This window comes from Streptomyces sp. NPDC002588, assembly GCF_040295925.1.
Classification (GTDB): domain Bacteria; phylum Actinomycetota; class Actinomycetes; order Streptomycetales; family Streptomycetaceae; genus Streptomyces.
Genome location: NZ_JBEOWF010000008.1, coordinates 140944 through 159786, shown reverse-complemented (window position 1 = coordinate 159786; position 18843 = coordinate 140944). Strand labels below are relative to the sequence as shown.

The 18843-nt window shown below is 72.6% G+C and carries 19 protein-coding genes; 11 read left to right on the top strand and 8 right to left on the bottom strand.

The features are described 5' to 3' along the window. Nucleotides 1-22: 22 nt before the first annotated feature. The 3 genes from hutH to ABT057_RS11440 form a co-directional block, all read right to left on the bottom strand. Entirely contained in the window at nt 23-1591 is a 1569-nt protein-coding gene (gene hutH, locus ABT057_RS11450) for a histidine ammonia-lyase (protein WP_352342523.1), read from the bottom strand. Between the two features lie 96 nt (nt 1592-1687). Then, entirely contained in the window at nt 1688-2839 is a 1152-nt protein-coding gene (locus ABT057_RS11445; RefSeq protein WP_352342363.1) for a GGDEF domain-containing protein, read from the bottom strand. Nucleotides 2840-2911: 72 nt separating this feature from the next. Then, on the bottom strand, nt 2912-3715 hold the full coding sequence (locus tag ABT057_RS11440; RefSeq protein ID WP_352342361.1) for an enoyl-CoA hydratase/isomerase family protein: 804 nt from the start codon (nt 3713-3715) through the stop codon (nt 2912-2914). 239 nt (nt 3716-3954) lie between these two features. On the opposite strand from ABT057_RS11440, the gene ABT057_RS11435 reads away from it, so the two are divergent. Continuing rightward, the gene (locus ABT057_RS11435; protein WP_352342359.1) at nt 3955-4575 is read left to right on the top strand and encodes a hypothetical protein; all 621 of its coding nucleotides are present in this window, start codon (nt 3955-3957) and stop codon (nt 4573-4575) included. 6 nt (nt 4576-4581) lie between these two features. Here the strand turns inward: ABT057_RS11435 and ABT057_RS11430 are convergent, their stop codons facing one another. Both ABT057_RS11430 and ABT057_RS11425 read right to left on the bottom strand, forming a co-directional pair. After that, nucleotides 4582-5757 carry an adenylate/guanylate cyclase domain-containing protein gene (locus ABT057_RS11430; protein ID WP_352342358.1) on the bottom strand — a complete coding sequence of 392 codons (1176 nt, stop codon included), beginning with the start codon at nt 5755-5757 and terminating at the stop codon, nt 4582-4584. A 133-nt stretch (nt 5758-5890) separates the two neighbouring features. Then, complete coding sequence (locus tag ABT057_RS11425) at nt 5891-6766, bottom strand: biotin--[acetyl-CoA-carboxylase] ligase (protein ID WP_352342357.1); 876 nt, start codon at nt 6764-6766, stop codon at nt 5891-5893. Nucleotides 6767-6876: 110 nt separating this feature from the next. Here ABT057_RS11425 and ABT057_RS11420 point away from each other — a divergent pair, with 110 nt between their 5' ends. From ABT057_RS11420 to ABT057_RS11405, 4 genes are all read left to right on the top strand, one after another. Further along, entirely contained in the window at nt 6877-8481 is a 1605-nt protein-coding gene (locus ABT057_RS11420) for an acyl-CoA carboxylase subunit beta (protein ID WP_352342356.1), read from the top strand. A gap of 17 nt (nt 8482-8498) precedes the next feature. Next, nucleotides 8499-8711 carry an acyl-CoA carboxylase epsilon subunit gene (locus tag ABT057_RS11415; protein WP_352342355.1) on the top strand — a complete coding sequence of 71 codons (213 nt, stop codon included), beginning with the start codon at nt 8499-8501 and terminating at the stop codon, nt 8709-8711. Nucleotides 8712-8820: 109 nt separating this feature from the next. Then, nucleotides 8821-8949, top strand: coding sequence for a morphogenic membrane protein MmpB (gene mmpB / locus ABT057_RS11410; RefSeq protein ID WP_352342354.1), 129 nt, complete (start codon nt 8821-8823; stop codon nt 8947-8949). Between the two features lie 4 nt (nt 8950-8953). Next, entirely contained in the window at nt 8954-9559 is a 606-nt protein-coding gene (locus ABT057_RS11405) for a Maf family protein (RefSeq protein WP_352342352.1), read from the top strand. Here ABT057_RS11405 and ABT057_RS11400 read toward each other — a convergent pair. Next, nucleotides 9528-10001, bottom strand: a complete 474-nt coding sequence (locus tag ABT057_RS11400) for a hypothetical protein (protein WP_352342351.1) — start codon at nt 9999-10001, stop codon at nt 9528-9530. The genes ABT057_RS11405 and ABT057_RS11400 overlap by 32 nt on opposite strands. 389 nt (nt 10002-10390) lie before the next feature. On the opposite strand from ABT057_RS11400, the gene ABT057_RS11395 reads away from it, so the two are divergent. Further along, nucleotides 10391-12163: an acetyl/propionyl/methylcrotonyl-CoA carboxylase subunit alpha gene (locus ABT057_RS11395; protein WP_352342349.1), complete on the top strand. Its 1773-nt coding sequence runs from the start codon at nt 10391-10393 to the stop codon at nt 12161-12163. Nucleotides 12164-12273: 110 nt separating this feature from the next. Here ABT057_RS11395 and ABT057_RS11390 read toward each other — a convergent pair whose 3' ends face one another. Continuing rightward, the gene (locus ABT057_RS11390; RefSeq protein ID WP_502973860.1) at nt 12274-13191 is read right to left on the bottom strand and encodes a DeoR/GlpR family DNA-binding transcription regulator; all 918 of its coding nucleotides are present in this window, start codon (nt 13189-13191) and stop codon (nt 12274-12276) included. A 168-nt stretch (nt 13192-13359) separates the two neighbouring features. Further along, entirely contained in the window at nt 13360-14808 is a 1449-nt protein-coding gene (locus ABT057_RS11385; RefSeq protein WP_352342346.1) for an NAD(P)H-quinone dehydrogenase, read from the bottom strand. 96 nt (nt 14809-14904) lie between these two features. Here ABT057_RS11385 and ABT057_RS11380 point away from each other — a divergent pair, with 96 nt between their 5' ends. From ABT057_RS11380 to ABT057_RS11360, 5 genes are all read left to right on the top strand, one after another. Next, a complete protein-coding gene (locus ABT057_RS11380) occupies nt 14905-15351 on the top strand; it encodes a gamma-glutamylcyclotransferase family protein (protein ID WP_352342345.1) in 447 nt (148 codons plus the stop codon). Between the two features lie 15 nt (nt 15352-15366). Further along, nucleotides 15367-15651 (top strand): type II toxin-antitoxin system RelE family toxin, encoded by a 285-nt coding sequence (locus ABT057_RS11375; RefSeq protein WP_352342344.1) that lies wholly within the window; start codon nt 15367-15369, stop codon nt 15649-15651. A gap of 108 nt (nt 15652-15759) precedes the next feature. Beyond that, on the top strand, nt 15760-16584 hold the full coding sequence (locus ABT057_RS11370) for a purine-nucleoside phosphorylase (protein ID WP_352342343.1): 825 nt from the start codon (nt 15760-15762) through the stop codon (nt 16582-16584). 118 nt (nt 16585-16702) lie between these two features. Next, nucleotides 16703-18334, top strand: coding sequence for a phospho-sugar mutase (locus ABT057_RS11365; protein ID WP_352342342.1), 1632 nt, complete (start codon nt 16703-16705; stop codon nt 18332-18334). Nucleotides 18335-18526: 192 nt separating this feature from the next. Then, complete coding sequence (locus ABT057_RS11360) at nt 18527-18838, top strand: beta/gamma crystallin domain-containing protein (RefSeq protein ID WP_352342341.1); 312 nt, start codon at nt 18527-18529, stop codon at nt 18836-18838. Nucleotides 18839-18843: the final 5 nt, after the last annotated feature.

The following is an 18843-nucleotide window of genomic DNA, read 5'->3' as shown; positions in this document are numbered from 1 at the left end:
CGTCGGCGGGGCCCCGGCCGTGCTACCGCAGGGGGCCGGTGACCGTCTCCGCCGCCGCGACCAGCCGGCCGTCGCGGACGAAGGCGTCCGCCGCCGCCAGGTCGGGCGCCAGGTGGCGGTCGGGCCCGGGGCCCTCGACTCCCGCCTTCCGGACGGCGTCGATGACCGCGCGGGTCGCGGGCGCCGGGACGAGCCCCTCGCGCAGCTCGACGCCGCGGGTGGCGGTGTACAGCTCGACGGCGATCACACGTGTGAGGTTGTCGACGGCCGTGCGCAGTTTGCGCGCCGCCGACCAGCCCATCGACACATGGTCCTCCTGCATCGCGGAGGACGGGATCGAGTCCGCCGAGGCCGGTACGGCGAGCCGCTTCAGCTCGCCGACCAGCGCGGCCTGCGTGTACTGGGCGATCATCAGCCCGGAGTCCACACCGGGGTCGTCCGCGAGGAACGGCGGCAGACCGTGGCTGCGGTTCTTGTCCAGCAGCCGGTCGGTGCGCCGCTCGGCGATGGAGGCGAGGTCGGCGACGGCGATGGCGAGGAAGTCCAGGACGTAGGCCACGGGGGCGCCGTGGAAGTTCCCGTTGGACTCGACGCGGCCTCCCCCAGTGCCGAAAGCCTGGGAGGTGCCCCCAGGAAGGACGACCGGGTTGTCGACCGCCGACGCCAGCTCGCGCTCGGCGACCAGCCGGGCGTGGGCCATCGTGTCCCGCCCGGCGCCGGCGACCTGCGGGGCGCAGCGCACCGAGTAGGCGTCCTGGACGCGCGGGGCGTCGTCCTGGTGGTGCCCCGTGAGCTCCGAACCGGCGAGCACGGCCAGCATGTTGGCGGCGGAGTCGCCCTGGCCGGGGTGCGGGCGGATGGCGTGCAGTTCGGGCGCGAGGACCTTGTCCGTGCCGAGCAGGGCCTCCAGGCTGAGGGCGGCGGTGATGTCGGCGGACTTGTAGAGCCGGTCCAGGTCGGCGAGGGCCATGATCAGCATGCCGAGCATGCCGTCGGTGCCGTTGAGGAGGGCGAGGCCCTCCTTCTCCCGCAGTTCGACGGGGTCGATGCCGGCCTCGGCGAGGAGCTCACCGGCGGGCCGTACGAGGCCGTCCGGGCCCTCCGCGTCCCCCTCTCCCATCAGCGTGAGGGCGCAGTGGGAGAGCGGGGCGAGGTCGCCGGAGCAGCCGAGGGAGCCGTACTCGTGGACGACGGGGGTGATGCCGGCGTTCAGGATGTCGGCCATGGTCCGCGCGACCTCGGGCCGGACGCCGGTGTGTCCGGAGCAGACGGTCTTCAGCCGCAGGAACATCAGTGCGCGGACGACCTCGCGCTCGACGCGCGGGCCCATCCCGGCGGCGTGCGAGCGGACGATGTTGCGCTGGAGCTGTGTGCGCAGTTCCTGGCTGATGTGCCGGGTGGCGAGGGCGCCGAACCCGGTGGAGACGCCGTAGACCGGCTCGGGCTTGGCCGCGAGCCGGTCGACGATCGCGCGGGCCGCGGCGAGGGCCGCCACCGCCTCCTCGGAGAGCTCGACACGGGCGCCGCCGCGCGCCACGGCGAGCACGTCGGACGCGGTCACCCCGGACGTCCCCACCACCACAGTGTGCATATCCATATTCAGGAGCGTAGTGACTGAAGACGGGGATGTCACCAGTGGGGGCCGGGTTCGCCCCTTACCGACCCGCCGACCGCGTCACAACCGCCCTCAGGGCCGCCCCCTGAACCGCCGCCGCTCCGCGGTCCGCTCCGGCACGCCCGAGGGGGGCTCGTCCGCCATCCGCACGACGGGGTCGTCGGGACCCTCACGCCCCGCGACCACCGGCCGGGCGGCCCGTACGGCCTTGGCACGGTACTGGGCGGCGTCGGCGAGCCGGAAGAGCCGCCGGGCGCTGCGCACGGGCCCGATCGGGTCCTCGGTGGACGCGACCCCGCAGGCCACACCCTCCCCGAGTTCCAGCTCACCGGCGCGGCGGCACAGTTCGTCGGCCACCTTCACCACGTCGTCGGCGGGCGGTCCGGTCGCGAGCAGACAGAACTCGTCGCCGCCGAGCCGCGCGGCGAGGGCCCCCGGCAGCATCGCCCCGCACAGCGACAGCACGGACCCGAACCGCTCGAGGAGCCGGTCGCCGACGGCGTGCCCGCACGTGTCGTTGACCCGCTTGAGCCCGTTCAGATCGCATACGGCGAGGCTGACGACGACTCCGTCCACGCGGTGCCGCTCGATCGCCTCCTCCAGGCCCACGTCGACGGCGCGACGGTTGGCGAGGCCGGTGAGGGCGTCGGTGAAGGCGAGCCGGCGGGCCTCCTCCAGCCGCTCGGTCTGGGCGAGCCCGGCGGCGACGACGGCGGCCAGGACGGCTCCGAAGTCGGCGTCGGCACGGTCGAAGACGTCGGCGCCGGCCGAGCGGGCGACGTACAGCTCGCCCCAGGCCCGGCCGTGCAGCACGATCGGCGCGACCACACAGGAGCCGCGGCCTCTGCGGCGCAGGGCGGCGACGCGCTGGTGGCAGAAGCCGGGGCGGCCCGTGGCGGTGCCCTCCGCCGTCTCCACCCAGGCGTTGGGCTCGCCGCCGGACACCCAGCGTTCGTGCAGGAACTCGGTGATCTCGGGGAACTGGTGCACCGGGTAGGCCTCGGCCTCCGGGAACTCCTCCTCGTCGGCGGCCCGGTCCCCCGCGTTCACCAGGACCCGCAGCCGGCCGAGGTCGCGCTCCCACACCGAGAGCGCGGCGAAGCCACCGTCGAGCGCCCGGCACGCCCCGAGCGCCGCGGCACGCCAGGACTCCCGGGGCGTGCCTGCGGCCGCCATCCCCTGCGCGAGTGCCACCACGGCCGCGAGGCGTCTGTCCTCACCCATTACCCCAGGCTAGGGATATTTACCACGAAAGGGGACACCGAAGGGACACTCGGAGTGACGTCACCCTGGCGCCTACTCGCCCGGCCACTTCGGTTTCCGCTTCTCGTTGAACGCCGCCACCCCCTCCGCCCGGTCCCCCGAGAACGCCACCGCCCGCCACGCCGCGTCCTCCACCTCCAGCCCCGCTCTCAGGTCCAGCCCCTGCCCCAGCCGCAACGCCCGCTTGGCCGCACGCAGCCCCACGGGCGAGTTGGCCGCGATCCGGGCCGCGGTCTCCAGCGCCTCGGCCCGGTCCCGTCCCTCCTCCACCAGCACGTCCACCAGGCCCAGCTCCCGCGCCTCGGCCGCCTCCACCCGGCGCGCGGTGAAGATCAGCTCGGCCGCCCGGGCCGCCCCCACCCGGCGCGGCAGCAGCTGGGTACCGCCGCCGCCCGGAATCACCCCCACCGACACCTCGGGCAGCCCCACCACGGCCGTGGGGTCGGCCACGATCACGTCACAGGCGAGCGCCAGCTCGAAGCCGCCGCCCAGCGCGAACCCGTGCACCGCCGCCACGGTCGGTACCGGCAGCTCCAGCACACCCGTGTACGCCCCCCGCGAGACCGGCCGCTGCCGCAGCAGTTCCGCGTCGCTCAGGGAGTTGCGCTCCTTGAGGTCGGCGCCGACACAGAACGCCCGCTCGTGTGTCGAGGTCACCACGACGACCCGTACGTCCCGCTCGGCGCCGAGCGCCGCGCACGCCCCGGCGATGGACCGGGCCATCGCGCCGGAAACGGCGTTCATGGCCGCCGGCCGGTCGAGGACGAGCTCCGCGACATGCCCGCCCTCTCCGTGCCGCCGCACCAGCACGAACTCCCCGAACCGCTCCTCGTCCATGACGTCCTCCGCGTTAACGACGGTTAACAAATGCCGGTCGCCCGCATCATCGCAGCCCCGGCGCACCGGCGAAAGCACGAGCCCGATTCCCTCGCCACCGCCCGCCCGGTCCCCCGCACCGCCCCGCCCACCCGTTCGAGTGACATCTCGCCCAACCACTCCCCTACCGCCCACAGGAGCGCATAACGTGCGTCCGCCCCGGCGCATCGGGGGCGCGATCACAGCGGGGAGAGGACGCGATGACGAGCACAGCGCTGGACGAGGCCCACAGGGAGCCCACCCGGCTCTGGGCGGCACCGCGGGGCCGGCACCGGCGGCCGCGCCCCCGCAAGGCGCTCTTCGCCGCGGGCGGCCTCGCGCTGGCCGCCGGTGTGCTGAGTCTCGTCCGGATGTCGTCCGTCCCCGACGGCGTCGCGGGTCTTGGCGCCGCGGAGGCGGAGCCCCACCCCGACCCCGACACGACCGCCGCGCGCACCCCGGACCGCCCGGACGCGGCCGCCGCCGTCGCCGCCCCGAGCTCGCCCGCCCCGATGGGCGGGGCGAGCGCGAGCCCTTCTCCGCAGGCCGGCCCGGTCCCCGGCGGCCCCGGTTCCCCTGCCTCCGTCGCCCTGACCCCGGGCGCCACCCGCATCCCCGCCGTGCCCCACACCCCCGCCCCCGTGCGGACGGCATCCTCCGCCGCCCGCCCCGCCGCACCCCGCCCGGCGGCACCCGGACGCACCCCGGCCCCCGCCGCCAGCCGTGCCCCGGCACCGGCCGGCACCGCCCAGGCCTCCCCCACCCCACAGCCACCCGGTCCCGGCCTGTGCGTCCCGGTCATCGGCCTCTGCGTCGACCCGCTGCGGGACCCCGGGTCCTGAGGCCTCTCAGGGCGTGGGCGGGACCGCCCGGCGGGTGAGCAGCCAGGGTTCGACCACGCCGAGGCCGCGGACCGGGCGCTGCCACATCGGCTGGAGGGCGAAGCGGTACGTGGGGGGCTCCTCGCCCTCCTTCTCCGCCGCGGCCGCCTCCTCCGCGGCCTCCGCCTCCGAGGCCGGCGCGTCCCCGGTGCGGATCAGCTCCTCCGCGAACGCGCTGTCGACGAGCACCGCGTCCCGGGGCGCTATCGACGTCAGCCGCGAGGCCAGGTTGACCGTCGTGCCGAAGACATCGCCCATCCGGGTGGTCACCGTGCCGAAGGCCATGCCGACCCGCAGCTCGGGCATCGTCTCGTCGTTGCCCATCGTCTCGACGAGCAGCAGCGCGATGTCGGCGGCGGTGCCCGCGTCGTCCGCCGCGTACAGCACCTCGTCGCCGAGGGTCTTGATCAGCCGTCCGCCGCGGGCCGCCACCAGGTCGGCGGCGGTGGTCTCGAAGGCCTCGACCAGCTCGCCGAGCTCCTCCTCCTCCATGCGACGGGTGAGGCGGGTGAAGCCGACGAGATCGGCGAAGGCCACCGCGAGCCGCCGGTCGACCATCTCCTCGTCGTCGGCGGCCTGCACGACCCGCCCGGCGGACGCGGCCAGCTGGCGGCGCCACACATAGACGAGGAACTCCTCCAGCTCGGGCAGGAGCAGCTCGACGATGGGATAGGTGACCTCGGTGCGGGTCATGCCCGGCTCGGGCGGCTCGGTCAGCCCCTCCAGGAAGGAGTCGATCTGCCACTCGGCCAGCCGGGCGGTGGTCTGCCCGGTGGACCGCGCCACCTGCACGGCCATCGCCTCGCTCAGCAGTCCCGCCTCGACCAGACCGGCCAGGCGGCGCAGCGCCAGCACGTCGGCCTCGGTGAGCGCCTTGGCCTGCCCGATGTCGGCGAAGCCCATCGCCCGCCAGAAGCGGGACGCGAGCTCCATGGAGACACCGGCGCTGCGGGCCGCCTGGAAGGGCGTGTAGCGCCGCGAGGCGCCGAGGATCAGCTGTTCGAGCCGCAGGGCGAGCGGATTGCCCTCGGCGGGATCGCCGGATTCGCCGGGGTCGGCGGCACGCGGGTCGGCATACGGGTCGCCCTGAGGGTCCACCCGGCGTTCCGCGCCCGCGCCGGAGCCCGTGTCGTCGACGGTCACGCCTGCTGCCCTTCCGATCTTCCGCGGTCAGGTATCGACCGGCCTCAACTCTACGGCAGTGTGCGGTAGCTCACGCCTGGGAGCCGACGGTAAGTCCCGTCCGCCCGTACGTCACCCGCGGGACCGGCGACGCTCACGCGGGCCGCAGGTGCACGATGTCACCCGCTCCCACCGGCTCCTGCACGCCCTCCACCGTCGCGATCACCAGCCGGCCGTCACCGTCGATCGCGACCGCCTCCCCCACCAGGGACTTCTCCCCCGGCAGCTCGGCGCGCACGGCCCGCCCCAGCGTCGCGCATCCCGCCGCGTACGCCTCCTGCAGGCCGCTCGCGGCCGGGTCGCCGCCGGCCGCCCGCCACCGCCCGTACCACTCCTCCAGCGACCGCAGGACGGCCCGCAGGAGCGGATCCCGGTCCGTGTTGACCGCGTCGGCCAGCACCAGCGACCCGGCCTGCGGCACCGGCAGTTCGTCCGCGCGCAGGGTGACGTTGATGCCGACGCCGACGACGACGCCGTCCTCCCCGGCCCGCTCGGCGAGGATGCCCCCGGCCTTGCGCTCCTCTCCCCCCACCGTGACCAGCAGATCGTTCGGCCACTTCAACGCCGTGTCGACGCCCGCCGCCCGGGCCAGTCCGGTGGCCACCGCCACCCCGGTGAGCAGCGGCAGCCAGCCCCAGCGGGCCACGGGGACGTCCGCGGGCCGCAGCAGCACGGAGAAGAACAGCCCGGAGCGCGGCGGCGCCGTCCACTGCCGGTCGAGGCGGCCCCGCCCCGAGGTCTGCTCCTCGGCGACGAGCACGGCACCCTCGTCCGCGTCTCCCGCCACCGCGCGGGCCACGAGATCGGAATTGGTGGACCCGGTCCGCTGTACGACCTCCAGATCGCGGTAGAGACCGCCGTGGCCGCCGTCCCGCAACAGCGCCCGGCGCAGGGCGGTGGCGTTGAGGGGCGGCCGGTCCAGATCGGACCAGCGGCTGCCATCGGCGTCTGATGCATCTCGGGGCGTCATGCAAGCCACCCTAGGTGTGTGAAACGCCGCACTGCTGATTCCTGGGCCCACCACTACTCTACGGATGAGTAACCGTCCCCCCTTTTGAGCAGGCAGGGAGCCGCATCCCGATGTCCGAGCCGGAAGAGCGTCAAGAGATCGACATCCACACCACCGCGGGCAAGCTCGCGGATCTCCAGCGGCGCATCGATGAGGCGACGCACGCCGGCTCCGCACGCGCCGTCGAGAAACAGCACGCCAAGGGCAAACTGACGGCCCGCGAGCGCATCGAACTCCTCCTCGACGAGGGCTCCTTCGTCGAACTCGACGAGTTCGCCCGGCACCGCTCCACCAACTTCGGCCTGGACAAGAACCGCCCCTACGGCGACGGCGTCGTCACCGGCTACGGCACGGTCGACGGCCGCCCCGTCGCGGTCTTCTCCCAGGACTTCACCGTCTTCGGCGGCGCCCTCGGCGAGGTCTACGGCCAGAAGATCGTCAAGGTGATGGACTTCGCGCTGAAGACGGGCTGCCCGGTCATCGGCATCAACGACTCCGGCGGCGCCCGCATCCAGGAAGGCGTCGCCTCCCTCGGCGCCTACGGCGAGATCTTCCGCCGCAACACCCACGCATCCGGTGTCATCCCGCAGATCAGCCTGGTCGTCGGCCCCTGCGCGGGCGGCGCGGTCTACTCCCCCGCGATCACCGACTTCACGGTGATGGTCGACCAGACCTCGCACATGTTCATCACCGGACCGGACGTCATCAAGACCGTCACCGGCGAGGACGTCGGCTTTGAGGAGCTGGGCGGCGCCCGCACCCACAACTCGGTGTCCGGGGTGGCGCATCACATGGCCGGCGACGAGAAGGACGCCGTCGAGTACGTCAAGCAGCTGCTGTCGTACCTGCCGTCCAACAACCTCTCCGAGGCCCCGGTCTTCCCCGAGGAGGCCGACCTCGCGGTCAACGACGAGGACTTGGAGCTGGACACCCTCGTCCCGGACAGCGCCAACCAGCCGTACGACATGCACACCGTGATCGAACACATCCTGGACGACGCCGAGTTCTTCGAGACCCAGCCGCTGTACGCGCCGAACATCCTCACCGGCTTCGGCCGCGTCGAAGGCCACCCGGTCGGGATCGTCGCCAACCAGCCGATGCAGTTCGCCGGCTGCCTGGACATCACCGCCTCCGAGAAGGCGGCCCGCTTCGTGCGCACCTGCGACGCCTTCAACGTCCCGGTCATCACCTTCGTCGACGTCCCCGGCTTCCTGCCCGGCGTCGACCAGGAACACGACGGCATCATCCGCCGCGGCGCCAAACTGATCTACGCCTACGCCGAGGCCACCGTCCCCCTCATCACCGTCATCACCCGCAAGGCCTTCGGCGGCGCCTACGACGTCATGGGCTCCAAGCACCTGGGTGCCGACCTCAACCTCGCCTGGCCGACCGCCCAGATCGCCGTCATGGGCGCGCAGGGCGCCGTCAACATCCTGCACCGGCGCACGATCGCCGAGGCGGAGGCGAGCGGCGAGGATCTGGATGCGGTGCGCGCCCGGCTGATCCAGGAGTACGAGGACGCCCTCCTCAACCCCTACGTGGCGGCCGAGCGCGGCTACGTCGACTCCGTGATCATGCCGTCCGACACCCGCCGTCACATCGTCCGCGGACTTCGCCAACTGCGCACCAAGCGGGAGTCCCTTCCGCCCAAGAAGCACGGCAACATCCCCCTCTAGGCCTGCTGGGAGCCGTCATGAACATCAAGGTCGTACGGGGCAACCCGACCCCGGAGGAGCTGGCCGCCGCCCTGGCGGTGGTCCGAGCCCGCGCCGCGGCGGCAGCGACGACGCCGTCCGGCGCGGACCCGGGCCCGAGGGACGCATGGTCCGACCCGTCGAGAATCGCAGCCCAACGGGTCCCGAGCCCTGGGCAGGCATCATGGACCCGCACCTACTGGCCGGCCTAGCTGCAGTTCCTCAGGGGCGCGGGGAACCGCGCACCTAAGGAAAACCCAGGGCGCCGATTTGAGTACGCGTACTCAGGCACCCGCCCCGAGCCCAGCGCACGCTAGTCACATGCTGTGGTCCGACCCGAAGAACGAGCCGCCCGAGGAACTCCGCGAGATGCAGGAGACCCTCAGACGGCTCGGCCTCTTCCTGGCGCTGGCCATGGTGGTGGCGATGATCGTGCTGGGCCTACGCTGACCGCATGCGCAGACTCATCCTCGCCTCCCAGTCCCCCGCCCGGCTGAACCTCCTGCGCCAGGCCGGCCTCGCCCCCGAGGTCATCGTCAGCGGCGTGGACGAGGACGCCGTCACCGCCCCCACCCCCGCCGACCTGGCCCTCGCCCTCGCCGAGGCGAAGGCGGGCGTCGTGGCCGCGCGGCCCGAGGTCAAGGGCGCCCTGGTGATCGGCTGCGACTCGGTCCTCGACCTGGACGGCGAGGCGCTGGGCAAGCCCGCGGACGCCGAGGAGGCCACGGCGCGCTGGAAGGCGATGCGCGGCCGCGCCGGCACGCTCCAGACCGGGCACTGCGTCTACGACACCCTCAGCGGCCGCTACGCCTCCGCCACCGCCTCCACCGTGGTCCGCTTCGGCGAGCCGACCGACGGCGAGATCGCCGCGTACGTCGCCTCGGGCGAGCCGCTCCACGTCGCGGGCGCGTTCACGCTGGACGGCCGCTCGGCGCCGTTCATCGAGGGCATCGACGGCGACCACGGCAACGTCATCGGCATCAGTCTGCCCCTGGTGCGCAGGCTGCTGGCGCGGCTGGGCGTGGGCATCACGGAGTTGTGGGCGCCGCCGGCGGTGTGAGCGGAGAGCCCTTGCCGTCGCCGTCCTCGCCGGTGCCGCCCCCGGGCGCCGGCGCGGCGGGCCGCTCCCGGGTGCCGTAGGACATCAGCAGGAGCACGATCAGCGCGAGCACCACGACCATGAACAGGAACTGCTGCCAGCCGAGCAGGCCCCAGGCGAGCGCGCCGAGGAGGCCGTGCACCACGGCCGCGCTGATCAGCAGGATCCGCCCGAGACCGGCGGGCGGACGGCCGCGCAGGGCCACGAGCAGGGCGACCAGTCCGCACAGGGCGAAGTAGAGGCCGAAGACGACCCCGCCGATCTTCGAGGACATCGACATGACGTCCGGGTCCACGCCGCCCAGGGACATGTTCTGCCGGTCGGCCACCATGCCCATGAACCAGTTCAGCGCGGCGATGCCGAACGCCTCCGCGAACAGTACGAGCGCGACGATCCATGCCACTGGTCTGAGCACCACCGGCCCCCACCCACTTTCGAGCCCTACTCGAGCAGAGTTGCTGTCGCCTCAAGCACGTTCGAGACATCCTGAACGCTACTAACGGGTAAACCCGGGGACAAGTGTTCTGCGGGCGGCAAAGAATCGTTGGGCCATTCGTAGGGACTCCACAAAGAAACGGAGTGGGCCGCAGCACGCTCTCACAGAGACCTTGACCACACCGGAGGACTAGGGTTGCCCGGAGGAGTGCTGCGTACGGCGGTACTACAAGGGATTTCGCGGTCGAGTGAGCCTCGCATCACGCTCCGTGTGGGCAAGCTCACCTTGGAGGACGGGTCGATGTGTCGTGTCGGCAGTCCCTAAACTCGGCTTGTTTCAAGGAGGGAGCCTCAATCGTGCGCAAGGTGCTCATCGCCAACCGTGGCGAAATCGCAGTCCGCGTTGCCCGGGCATGCCGGGATGCCGGTATCGCGAGCGTTGCCGTGTACGCCGACCCGGACCGGGACGCTCTGCACGTCCGGGCCGCGGACGAGGCGTTCGCCCTGGGCGGTGACACTCCGGCGACCAGTTACCTGGACATCGACAAGGTGCTGAACGCCGCGCGTGAGGCGGGCGCGGACGCCGTCCATCCGGGCTACGGCTTCCTCTCGGAGAACGCCGAGTTCGCCCAGGCGGTCCTGGACGCCGGTCTGATCTGGATCGGTCCGCCGCCGCAGGCCATCCGCGACCTGGGTGACAAGGTGGCCGCCCGCCACATCGCCCAGCGCGCCGGCGCGCCCCTGGTCGCCGGCACCCCCGACCCGGTCTCGGGCTCGGAGGAGGTCGTCGCCTTCGCTCAGGAACACGGCCTGCCGATCGCGATCAAGGCGGCGTTCGGCGGTGGCGGCCGCGGTCTGAAGGTCGCCCGGACGCTGGAAGAGGTCCCCGAGCTGTACGACTCGGCCGTGCGCGAGGCGGTGGCCGCCTTCGGCCGCGGTGAGTGCTTCGTCGAGCGCTACCTCGACAAGCCGCGCCATGTGGAGACGCAGTGCCTGGCCGACAGCCACGGCAACGTCGTCGTGGTCTCCACCCGTGACTGCTCCCTGCAGCGCCGCCACCAGAAGCTGGTCGAGGAGGCGCCGGCGCCCTTCCTCTCCGAGGCACAGGTGGCCGAGTTGTACTCCTCCTCCAAGGCGATCCTGAAGGAGGCCGGCTACGTCGGCGCCGGCACGGTGGAGTTCCTCGTCGGCGCGGACGGCACGATCTCCTTCCTGGAGGTCAACACCCGCCTCCAGGTCGAGCACCCGGTCACCGAGGAGGTCTCCGGCATCGACCTGGTCCGCGAGATGTTCCGCATCGCCGACGGCGAGGCGCTCGGCTACGACGACCCGCCGCTGCGCGGCCATTCCTTCGAGTTCCGCATCAACGGCGAGGACCCGGGACGGGGCTTCCTCCCGGCCCCCGGCACGGTCACCACGTTCGCCCCGCCGTCCGGCCCGGGCGTCCGCCTGGACGCGGGCGTGGAGTCCGGCAGTGTGATCGGCCCCGCCTGGGACTCCCTGCTGGCCAAGCTGATCGTCACCGGCGCCACCCGGCAGCAGGCCCTCCAGCGCGCCGCCCGCGCCCTGGCGGAGTTCCAGGTCGAGGGCATGGCCACGGCCATCCCGTTCCACCGCGCGGTGGTCACGGATCCCGCCTTCGCCCCCGAACTGACCGGCTCGGACGCTCCTTTCACGGTCCACACCCGCTGGATCGAGACCGAGTTCGTCAACGAGATCAAGCCCTTCGCCGCCCCGGCCGACGCCGAGACCGAGGACGACACCGACCGCGAGACGATCGTCGTCGAGGTCGGCGGCAAGCGCCTGGAGGTCTCCCTGCCGTCCTCGCTCGGCATGTCCCTGGCCCGGACCGGCCTCGCCGCGGGCGCCAAGCCCAAGCGCCGGGCCGCGAAGAAGTCCGGTCCCGTCGCCTCCGGCGACACCCTCGCCTCCCCGATGCAGGGCACGATCGTGAAGGTCGCGGTCGAGGAGGGCCAGGAGGTCAAGGAGGGCGACCTGGTCGTCGTGCTCGAGGCGATGAAGATGGAGCAGCCTCTGAACGCGCACCGCTCCGGCACCGTCAAGGGCCTCGCGGCCGAGGTCGGCGCGTCCGTCACGTCCGGCGCGGCGATCTGCGAGATCAAGGACTGACGTCAGGTTCTCGAGCGCCGGTCGGGGTGTGTCCATTCAGCCCGTCCGGCGCCTGAGGGCAAGGCCTGTTCAGGGCCGGAGCGGGGTTCTGGGGGCGGCAGCCCCCAGCTTCAGCGGCGCCGGAGATCCGCGACCCGCGCCCGCTCGGTGCCAGGGGCCTCCAACGCCCCGTTCGCCCGCAGAGCCGACGCCACTCCCGGCACCTGCCCCCGGCGGGGAGCCGGCAGCGGCACCTCCCGGCGCTGCTGACGCGCCGGGACCGCCTCACCCCCCGGACTCCCCGACGCCCCCGCGACGGCGATCTGCACCCCCTGGTCCGCCAGGGCCTGCAGTTCGGTGGCGGCGCGGTCGTCGTGCGCGGGCGGCTCGTCGGTGACGAGGCGGGTGATGAGGTCCGTGGGCACGGTCTGGAACATGGTGTCGGTGCCGAGCTTGGTGTGGTCGGCGAGGACGACGACCTCGGCGGCCGCCTGGACGAGTGCCCGGTCGACGGAGGCCGACAGCATGTTGGAGGTGGACAGGCCGCGCTCGGCGGTCAGTCCGCTTCCGGAGATGAAGGCCCTGGAGACCCGGAGTCCCTGGAGGGACTGCTCGGCTCCGCTGCCGACGAGGGCGTAGTTGGAACCGCGCAGGGTGCCGCCGGTCATCACCACCTCGACTCTGTTGGCATGTGCCAACGCCTGGGCGACCAGGAGGGAGTTGGTGACGACCGTCAGTCCGGGAACGCGCGCGAGCCGGCGGGCGAGTTCCTGGGTGGTCGTACCCGCCCCGACCACGATGGCCTCGCCCTCTTCGACGAAGCCCGCGGCAAGGTCCGCGATGGCGGTTTTCTCGGCGGTCGCGAGATGGGATTTCTGCGGAAAGCCGGACTCCCGCGTGAAACCGCCCGGCAATACCGCACCGCCGTGCCGGCGGTCGAGGAGTCCTTCTGCCTCCAGTGCGCGCACGTCCCGCCGTACGGTCACTTCGGAGGTCTGGACGACGCGGGCGAGCTCACGGAGCGACACGGCCCCGTTCGCTCGCACCATTTCGAGGATCAATTGGCGACGTTCTGCAGCGAACACGAAACTGACAGTAACGCGGGCGACCGTCTGCTTTCAGCTCTTTACACCGAATAGTAGAAGTTGTTCGCACTGAGGCACGGAGAGTGGTATGGGGCCCGGAAGGAGACCGATTCCATCCGCCCGCACCCCCGGTCAGGCCTCGCCCGCCGCCTTGCGCGTGTGCAACTGCCGGGCCACCTCGGCGATCGAGCCCGAAAGGGACGGGTACACGGTGAACGCGTTCGCGATCTGTTCGACCGTCAGATTGTTGTCGACGGCGATCGAGATGGGGTGGATGAGTTCCGAGGCGCGCGGTGACACGACCACACCGCCGACCACGATCCCGGTGCCGGGACGGCAGAAGAGCTTGACGAAGCCGTCGCGGATGCCCTGCATCTTGGCGCGCGGGTTGCGCAGCAGGGGCAGCTTGACGACCCGCGCGTCGATCTTGCCCCCGTCCACGTCCGCCTGGGTGTAGCCGACGGTGGCGATCTCGGGGTCGGTGAAGACGTTGGACGAGACCGTCTTCAGACTGAGCGGGGCCACCGCGTCGCCGAGGAAGTGGTACATGGCGATCCGTCCCTGCATGGCGGCGACGGACGCGAGCGCGAAGATGCCCGTCACGTCACCGGCGGCGTAGACGCCCGGCGCGGTGGTCCTCGACACCTTGTCGGTCCAGATGTGCCCGGACTCGCGGACCTTGACGCCCGCCTCCTCCAGCCCCAGGCCCTCGCTGTTGGGGATGGCGCCGACGGCCATCAGACAGTGCGAGCCGGTGATGACCCGTCCGTCGGACAGGGTGACCTCGACCCGGTCGCCGACCCGCTTGGCGGACTCCGCGCGGGAGCGGGCCATCACGTTCATCCCGCGGCGCCGGAAGACGTCCTCCAGGACGGCGGCGGCGTCCGGGTCCTCGCCGGGCAGCACCCGGTCGCGGGAGGAGACCAGGGTGACCTTGGAGCCGAGGGCCTGGTAGGCGCCGGCGAACTCGGCGCCGGTGACACCGGAGCCGACCACGATGAGTTCCTCGGGGAGCTCGGCGAGGTCGTAGACCTGGGTCCAGTTCAGGATGCGTTCGCCGTCGGGCTGGGCGTCCGGCAGCTCGCGGGGGTGGGCGCCGGTGGCGAGCAGGACGGCGTCGGCGGTGAGGGTCTCCTCGGTGCCGTCGGCGGCTCGTACGACGACCTTGCGGGAGCCGTCCAGGGCCTGCATGCCCTCCAGGCGGCCGCGGCCGCGCAGCACCCGGGCGCCCGCCCGGGTGACGGAGGCGGTGATGTCGTGCGACTGCGCGAGCGCGAGGCGCTTCACCCGCCGGTTGACCTTGCCGAGGTCCACCCCGACGACCCGGGCCGCCTGTTCCAGCGGCGGGGTGTCGTCGGCGACGATGATGCCGAGCTCCTCGTACGACGAGTCGAAGGTCGTCATGACCTCGGCCGTCGCGATAAGGGTCTTCGACGGCACGCAGTCGGTCAGCACCGACGCTCCGCCCAGACCGTCGCAGTCGACGACGGTCACCTCCGCGCCGAGCTGAGCGGCCACCAGCGCCGCTTCGTAGCCGCCGGGTCCGCCACCGATGATCACGATCCGAGTCACGTACTCCATTGTCCCGCACCGCGCGCACCGGCAGGGCCCCGGGGGCCGTGCGGGCCGCCACTGTTGCCGAAGTGACACGTGGGCCGCCTGCCGTACCCTCCTCCCATGTCCCTCTACGCCGCGTACGCCGGCAACCTCGACGCACGGCTGATGAGCCGGCGCGCCCCGCATTCGCCCCTGCGCGCGACGGGCTGGCTGGGCGGCTGGCGGCTGACCTTCGGCGGCGAACAGCTCGGCTGGGAAGGGGCGCTGGCGACGGTCGTCGAGGACGCCGGGGACCCCGAGGCCCAGGTGTTCGTCTCGCTGTACGACATCGCCCCCATGGACGAGGAGTCCCTCGACCGCTGGGAGGGCGTGGGCCTCGGCATCTACCGCCGGGCCCGGGTGCGGGTCCACACCCTGGAGGGCGAGGAGTCGGCCTGGATGTACGTCCTGAACGGCTACGAGGGCGGCCTGCCGTCGGCGCGCTACCTGGGGGAGATCGCGGATGCCGCGGAGTCGGCGGGGGCACCCCACGACTACGTGATGGAACTGCGGAAACGGCCCTGCTGATCGATCCTGGTGGGCATGAGCGGAGCGCGGCACAGTTACGAGGTCCACTACACCGAGCACGCCGCGGCGGCGCGTGACCGGCTGGATCCGCGCGAGCGCGCAAGATTCGACAAGGGCGTCGCCGTGCTCGCCCGCGACCCGTACGTCCCCGCGTCCCGCCCCGTCGGCACCACGGGGGACGACCGCACGGTCCGGCTCACGCGGCACGTCTTCGCGGAGTACGTGGTCAGCCGCGGCCGCTTGCTGATCTTCGTCGTCGAGGTCTTCAGCGACCGGGACGTCCTGGTTCCGGAGGAATGACCAGGGTCCGCGGCCGGCGCCCCTGGTTGGAAACGACAAGACAACGATCACCTTCCCGTGGGCTCCGTCATCTACGCGCGTAGGCAAGAACCGGCTACCCTCATCCGCGTGAACGCATCTCTTCTCCCGGACGACATCCAGGGCGACCCCCACGCAGCCGCCGACGCCGCCGCCGCGCGTCTGCGCGAACTGACCGGCGCCGAGACCCACGACGTCGCCCTCGTGATGGGCTCCGGCTGGGCCCCCGCGGTGGACGCCCTGGGCGCCCCCGACGCCGAGTTCCCGGTCACCGAGCTGCCCGGTTTCCCCCCGCCGGCGGTCGAGGGGCACGGCGGCAAGATCCGCTCGTACCGGATGGGCGACAAGCGCGCCCTGGTGTTCCTGGGCCGCACCCACTACTACGAGGGCCGCGGGGTGGCCTCCGTCGCGCACGGGGTCCGTACGGCCGTGTCGGCGGGCTGCAAGACCGTCGTCCTGACCAACGGCTGCGGCGGCCTGCGCGAGGGCATGCGCCCCGGCCAGCCGGTCCTGATCAGCGACCACATCAACCTCACGGCGACGTCCCCCATCGTCGGCGCGAACTTCGTGGACCTGACCGACCTGTACTCGCCGCGGCTGCGCGCGCTGTGCAAGGAGATCGACGCCACGCTGGAGGAGGGCGTCTACGCCCAGTTCCCCGGTCCGCACTACGAGACGCCGGCCGAGATCCGGATGGCCCGGGTGATCGGAGCGGACCTGGTGGGCATGTCCACCGTGCTGGAGGCCATCGCGGCGCGTGAGGCGGGGGCGGAGGTGCTGGGCATCTCCCTCGTGACCAACCTCGCCGCCGGTATGACGGGCGAGCCGCTGAACCACGAGGAGGTTCTGCAGGCCGGGCGGGACAGCGCGACGCGGATGGGGTCGCTGCTGGCCCAGGTGCTCGGCCGGCTGTAGGCGCGTTGCCGGGGGCTGTGCCCCCAGCCCCCCTCGGCCCTGGAAGGGGCCTCGTCCTCTATACGCCGGACGGGCCGGATGACGCCGGCGTCCACGACCAACCGGAGGTTGACCCACCGTGCACGACGATCTCCTCGCCCACGCCCAGGCCTGGCTCGCCGAGGACCCCGACCCCGAAACCCGTGCGGAGCTGGGCAAGCTCATCGAGACGGGGGACGTCGCCGAGCTGACCGCCCGCTTCAGCGGCACCCTCCAGTTCGGCACCGCCGGTCTGCGCGGCGAGCTGGGCGCCGGACCGATGCGCATGAACCGCTCGGTCGTCATCCGCGCCGCCGCCGGACTCGCCGCCTACCTCAACGGCAAGGGACAGCAGGGCGGCCTCGTCGTCGTCGGCTACGACGCCCGCCACAAGTCCGCCGACTTCGCCCGCGACACCGCCGCGGTGATGACGGGCGCCGGGCTGCGGGCGGCCGTACTCCCGCGGCCGCTGCCCACGCCTCTGCTCGCCTACGCCATAAGGCACCTCGGCGCGGTCGCCGGGGTCGAGGTCACCGCCAGCCACAACCCGCCCCGGGACAACGGCTACAAGGTGTACCTGGGCGACGGCTCGCAGATCGTGCCGCCGGCCGACGCGGAGATCGCCGCCCTGATCGGCGCCGTACGGTCCCTGGACGACGTGCCCCGGCCCGAGAGCGGCTGGGAGACCCTCGACGACGCCGTCCTCGACGCCTACCTGGCCCGCACCGACGCCGTCCTCTCCCCCGCCTCCCCGCGCACCGCCCGCACCGTCTACACGGCGATGCACGGCGTCGGCAAGGACGTCCTGCTGGCCGCCTTCGCCCGGGCCGGGTTCCCGGCCCCCGTTCTCGTGGCCGAGCAGGCCGAGCCCGACCCGGACTTCCCGACCGTCTCCTTCCCCAACCCGGAGGAGCCGGGGGCGATGGACCTGGCGTTCGCGGCGGCCCGCGCGGCCGCCCCGGACCTGATCATCGCCAACGACCCGGACGCGGACCGCTGCGCCGTCGCCGTCCCGGACGGCGGGGACTGGCGGATGCTGCGGGGTGACGAGGTGGGCTCGCTCCTCGCCGCCCATCTGGTCCGGCGCGGCGCCACCGGGGTGTTCGCCGAGTCGATCGTCTCCTCCTCCCTGCTCGGCCGGATCGCCGGCCAGGCGGGACTGCCCTACGAGGAGACCCTCACCGGCTTCAAGTGGATCGCCCGGGTCGAGGGCCTGCGCTACGGCTACGAGGAGGCCCTCGGCTACTGCGTGGACCCGGAGGGCGTGCGGGACAAGGACGGCATCACCGCGGCGCTGCTGGTCACGGAGCTGGCCTCCGAGCTCAAGGAGGAGGGCCGGACGCTGCTCGACCTCCTGGACGACCTCGCCGTGGAGCACGGGCTGCACGCCACCGACCAGTTGTCGGTGCGGGTGCAGGACCTGTCGGTCATCGCGGACGCCATGCGCCGGCTGCGCGAACGGCCGCCGGCCTCGCTCGCGGGCCTTTCCGTCACCCGCGCCGAGGACCTGGCCCTGGGCACCGGCACGCTCCCGCCCACCGACGGTCTGCGCTACACCCTGGACGGCGCCCGCGTCATCGTCCGGCCCAGCGGCACGGAGCCGAAGCTGAAGTGCTACCTGGAGGTGGTGGTCCCGGTGGGCGCGCACGACGGCCTCCCGGCCGCCCGCGCCACCGCCGCCGGACTCCTCGCGGCGATCAAGCGGGACCTGTCGGCGGCGGCCGGCATCTGACGCCGGGGCGCGGCGACGATGCCTGTCCGCACGTCCGGGCAATGGCTCGGGTGGGCGAGGTCGATCTGTACTGCCCAAAAGGGCACACCGAGAACATCCGCCGTCAGCGGATCAACCGATTCCGACGGCGGCCGGTCTTTCTGGTCGATCGGATGTACTTCCCGAGGCCTCAACATCCTCCGCTTCGTCGGCGTGACCGCCGCGGCGGTCGCGGCCACCCTCGCGACCTCCCTCCCCGCAAGCGCCGAGGTGGACAGGACGGACTGCGGCAACAGGACCGACATCCTGAAGCTGGAGACCCAGACCGGCGACCTCTGCTTCGCGAACGCGGGCGTCCGGGACGTGGCCATCCACGGCGTGGACGTAGTGCGCCCGAACAACTACACGGTGACCATCGGCTACCAGTACGCCATAGGCAGCGAAGTCCTGTGGGTCACCCGCTACCCCGGGCAGAACCGGGAAGCGCCGATGCACAAGATCACGCGAATCGTGATCTGGGGGTAGAGATC

Excerpts from the sequence above, each read along its gene's own strand:
- hutH (WP_352342523.1), bottom strand. The coding sequence starts at position 1,591 with ATGCACACTGTGGTGGTGGGGACGTCCGGGGTGACCGCGTCCGACGTG.
- ABT057_RS11445 (WP_352342363.1), bottom strand. The coding sequence starts at position 2,839 with ATGGGTGAGGACAGACGCCTCGCGGCCGTGGTGGCACTCGCGCAGGGG.
- ABT057_RS11440 (WP_352342361.1), bottom strand. The coding sequence starts at position 3,715 with ATGGACGAGGAGCGGTTCGGGGAGTTCGTGCTGGTGCGGCGGCACGGA.
- ABT057_RS11435 (WP_352342359.1), top strand. The coding sequence starts at position 3,955 with ATGACGAGCACAGCGCTGGACGAGGCCCACAGGGAGCCCACCCGGCTC.
- ABT057_RS11425 (WP_352342357.1), bottom strand. The coding sequence starts at position 6,766 with ATGACGCCCCGAGATGCATCAGACGCCGATGGCAGCCGCTGGTCCGAT.
- ABT057_RS11420 (WP_352342356.1), top strand. The coding sequence starts at position 6,877 with ATGTCCGAGCCGGAAGAGCGTCAAGAGATCGACATCCACACCACCGCG.
- ABT057_RS11415 (WP_352342355.1), top strand. The coding sequence starts at position 8,499 with ATGAACATCAAGGTCGTACGGGGCAACCCGACCCCGGAGGAGCTGGCC.
- mmpB (WP_352342354.1), top strand. The coding sequence starts at position 8,821 with ATGCTGTGGTCCGACCCGAAGAACGAGCCGCCCGAGGAACTCCGCGAG.
- ABT057_RS11405 (WP_352342352.1), top strand. The coding sequence starts at position 8,954 with ATGCGCAGACTCATCCTCGCCTCCCAGTCCCCCGCCCGGCTGAACCTC.
- ABT057_RS11390 (WP_502973860.1), bottom strand. The coding sequence starts at position 13,191 with ATGGTGCGAGCGAACGGGGCCGTGTCGCTCCGTGAGCTCGCCCGCGTC.
- ABT057_RS11385 (WP_352342346.1), bottom strand. The coding sequence starts at position 14,808 with ATGGAGTACGTGACTCGGATCGTGATCATCGGTGGCGGACCCGGCGGC.
- ABT057_RS11380 (WP_352342345.1), top strand. The coding sequence starts at position 14,905 with ATGTCCCTCTACGCCGCGTACGCCGGCAACCTCGACGCACGGCTGATG.
- ABT057_RS11375 (WP_352342344.1), top strand. The coding sequence starts at position 15,367 with ATGAGCGGAGCGCGGCACAGTTACGAGGTCCACTACACCGAGCACGCC.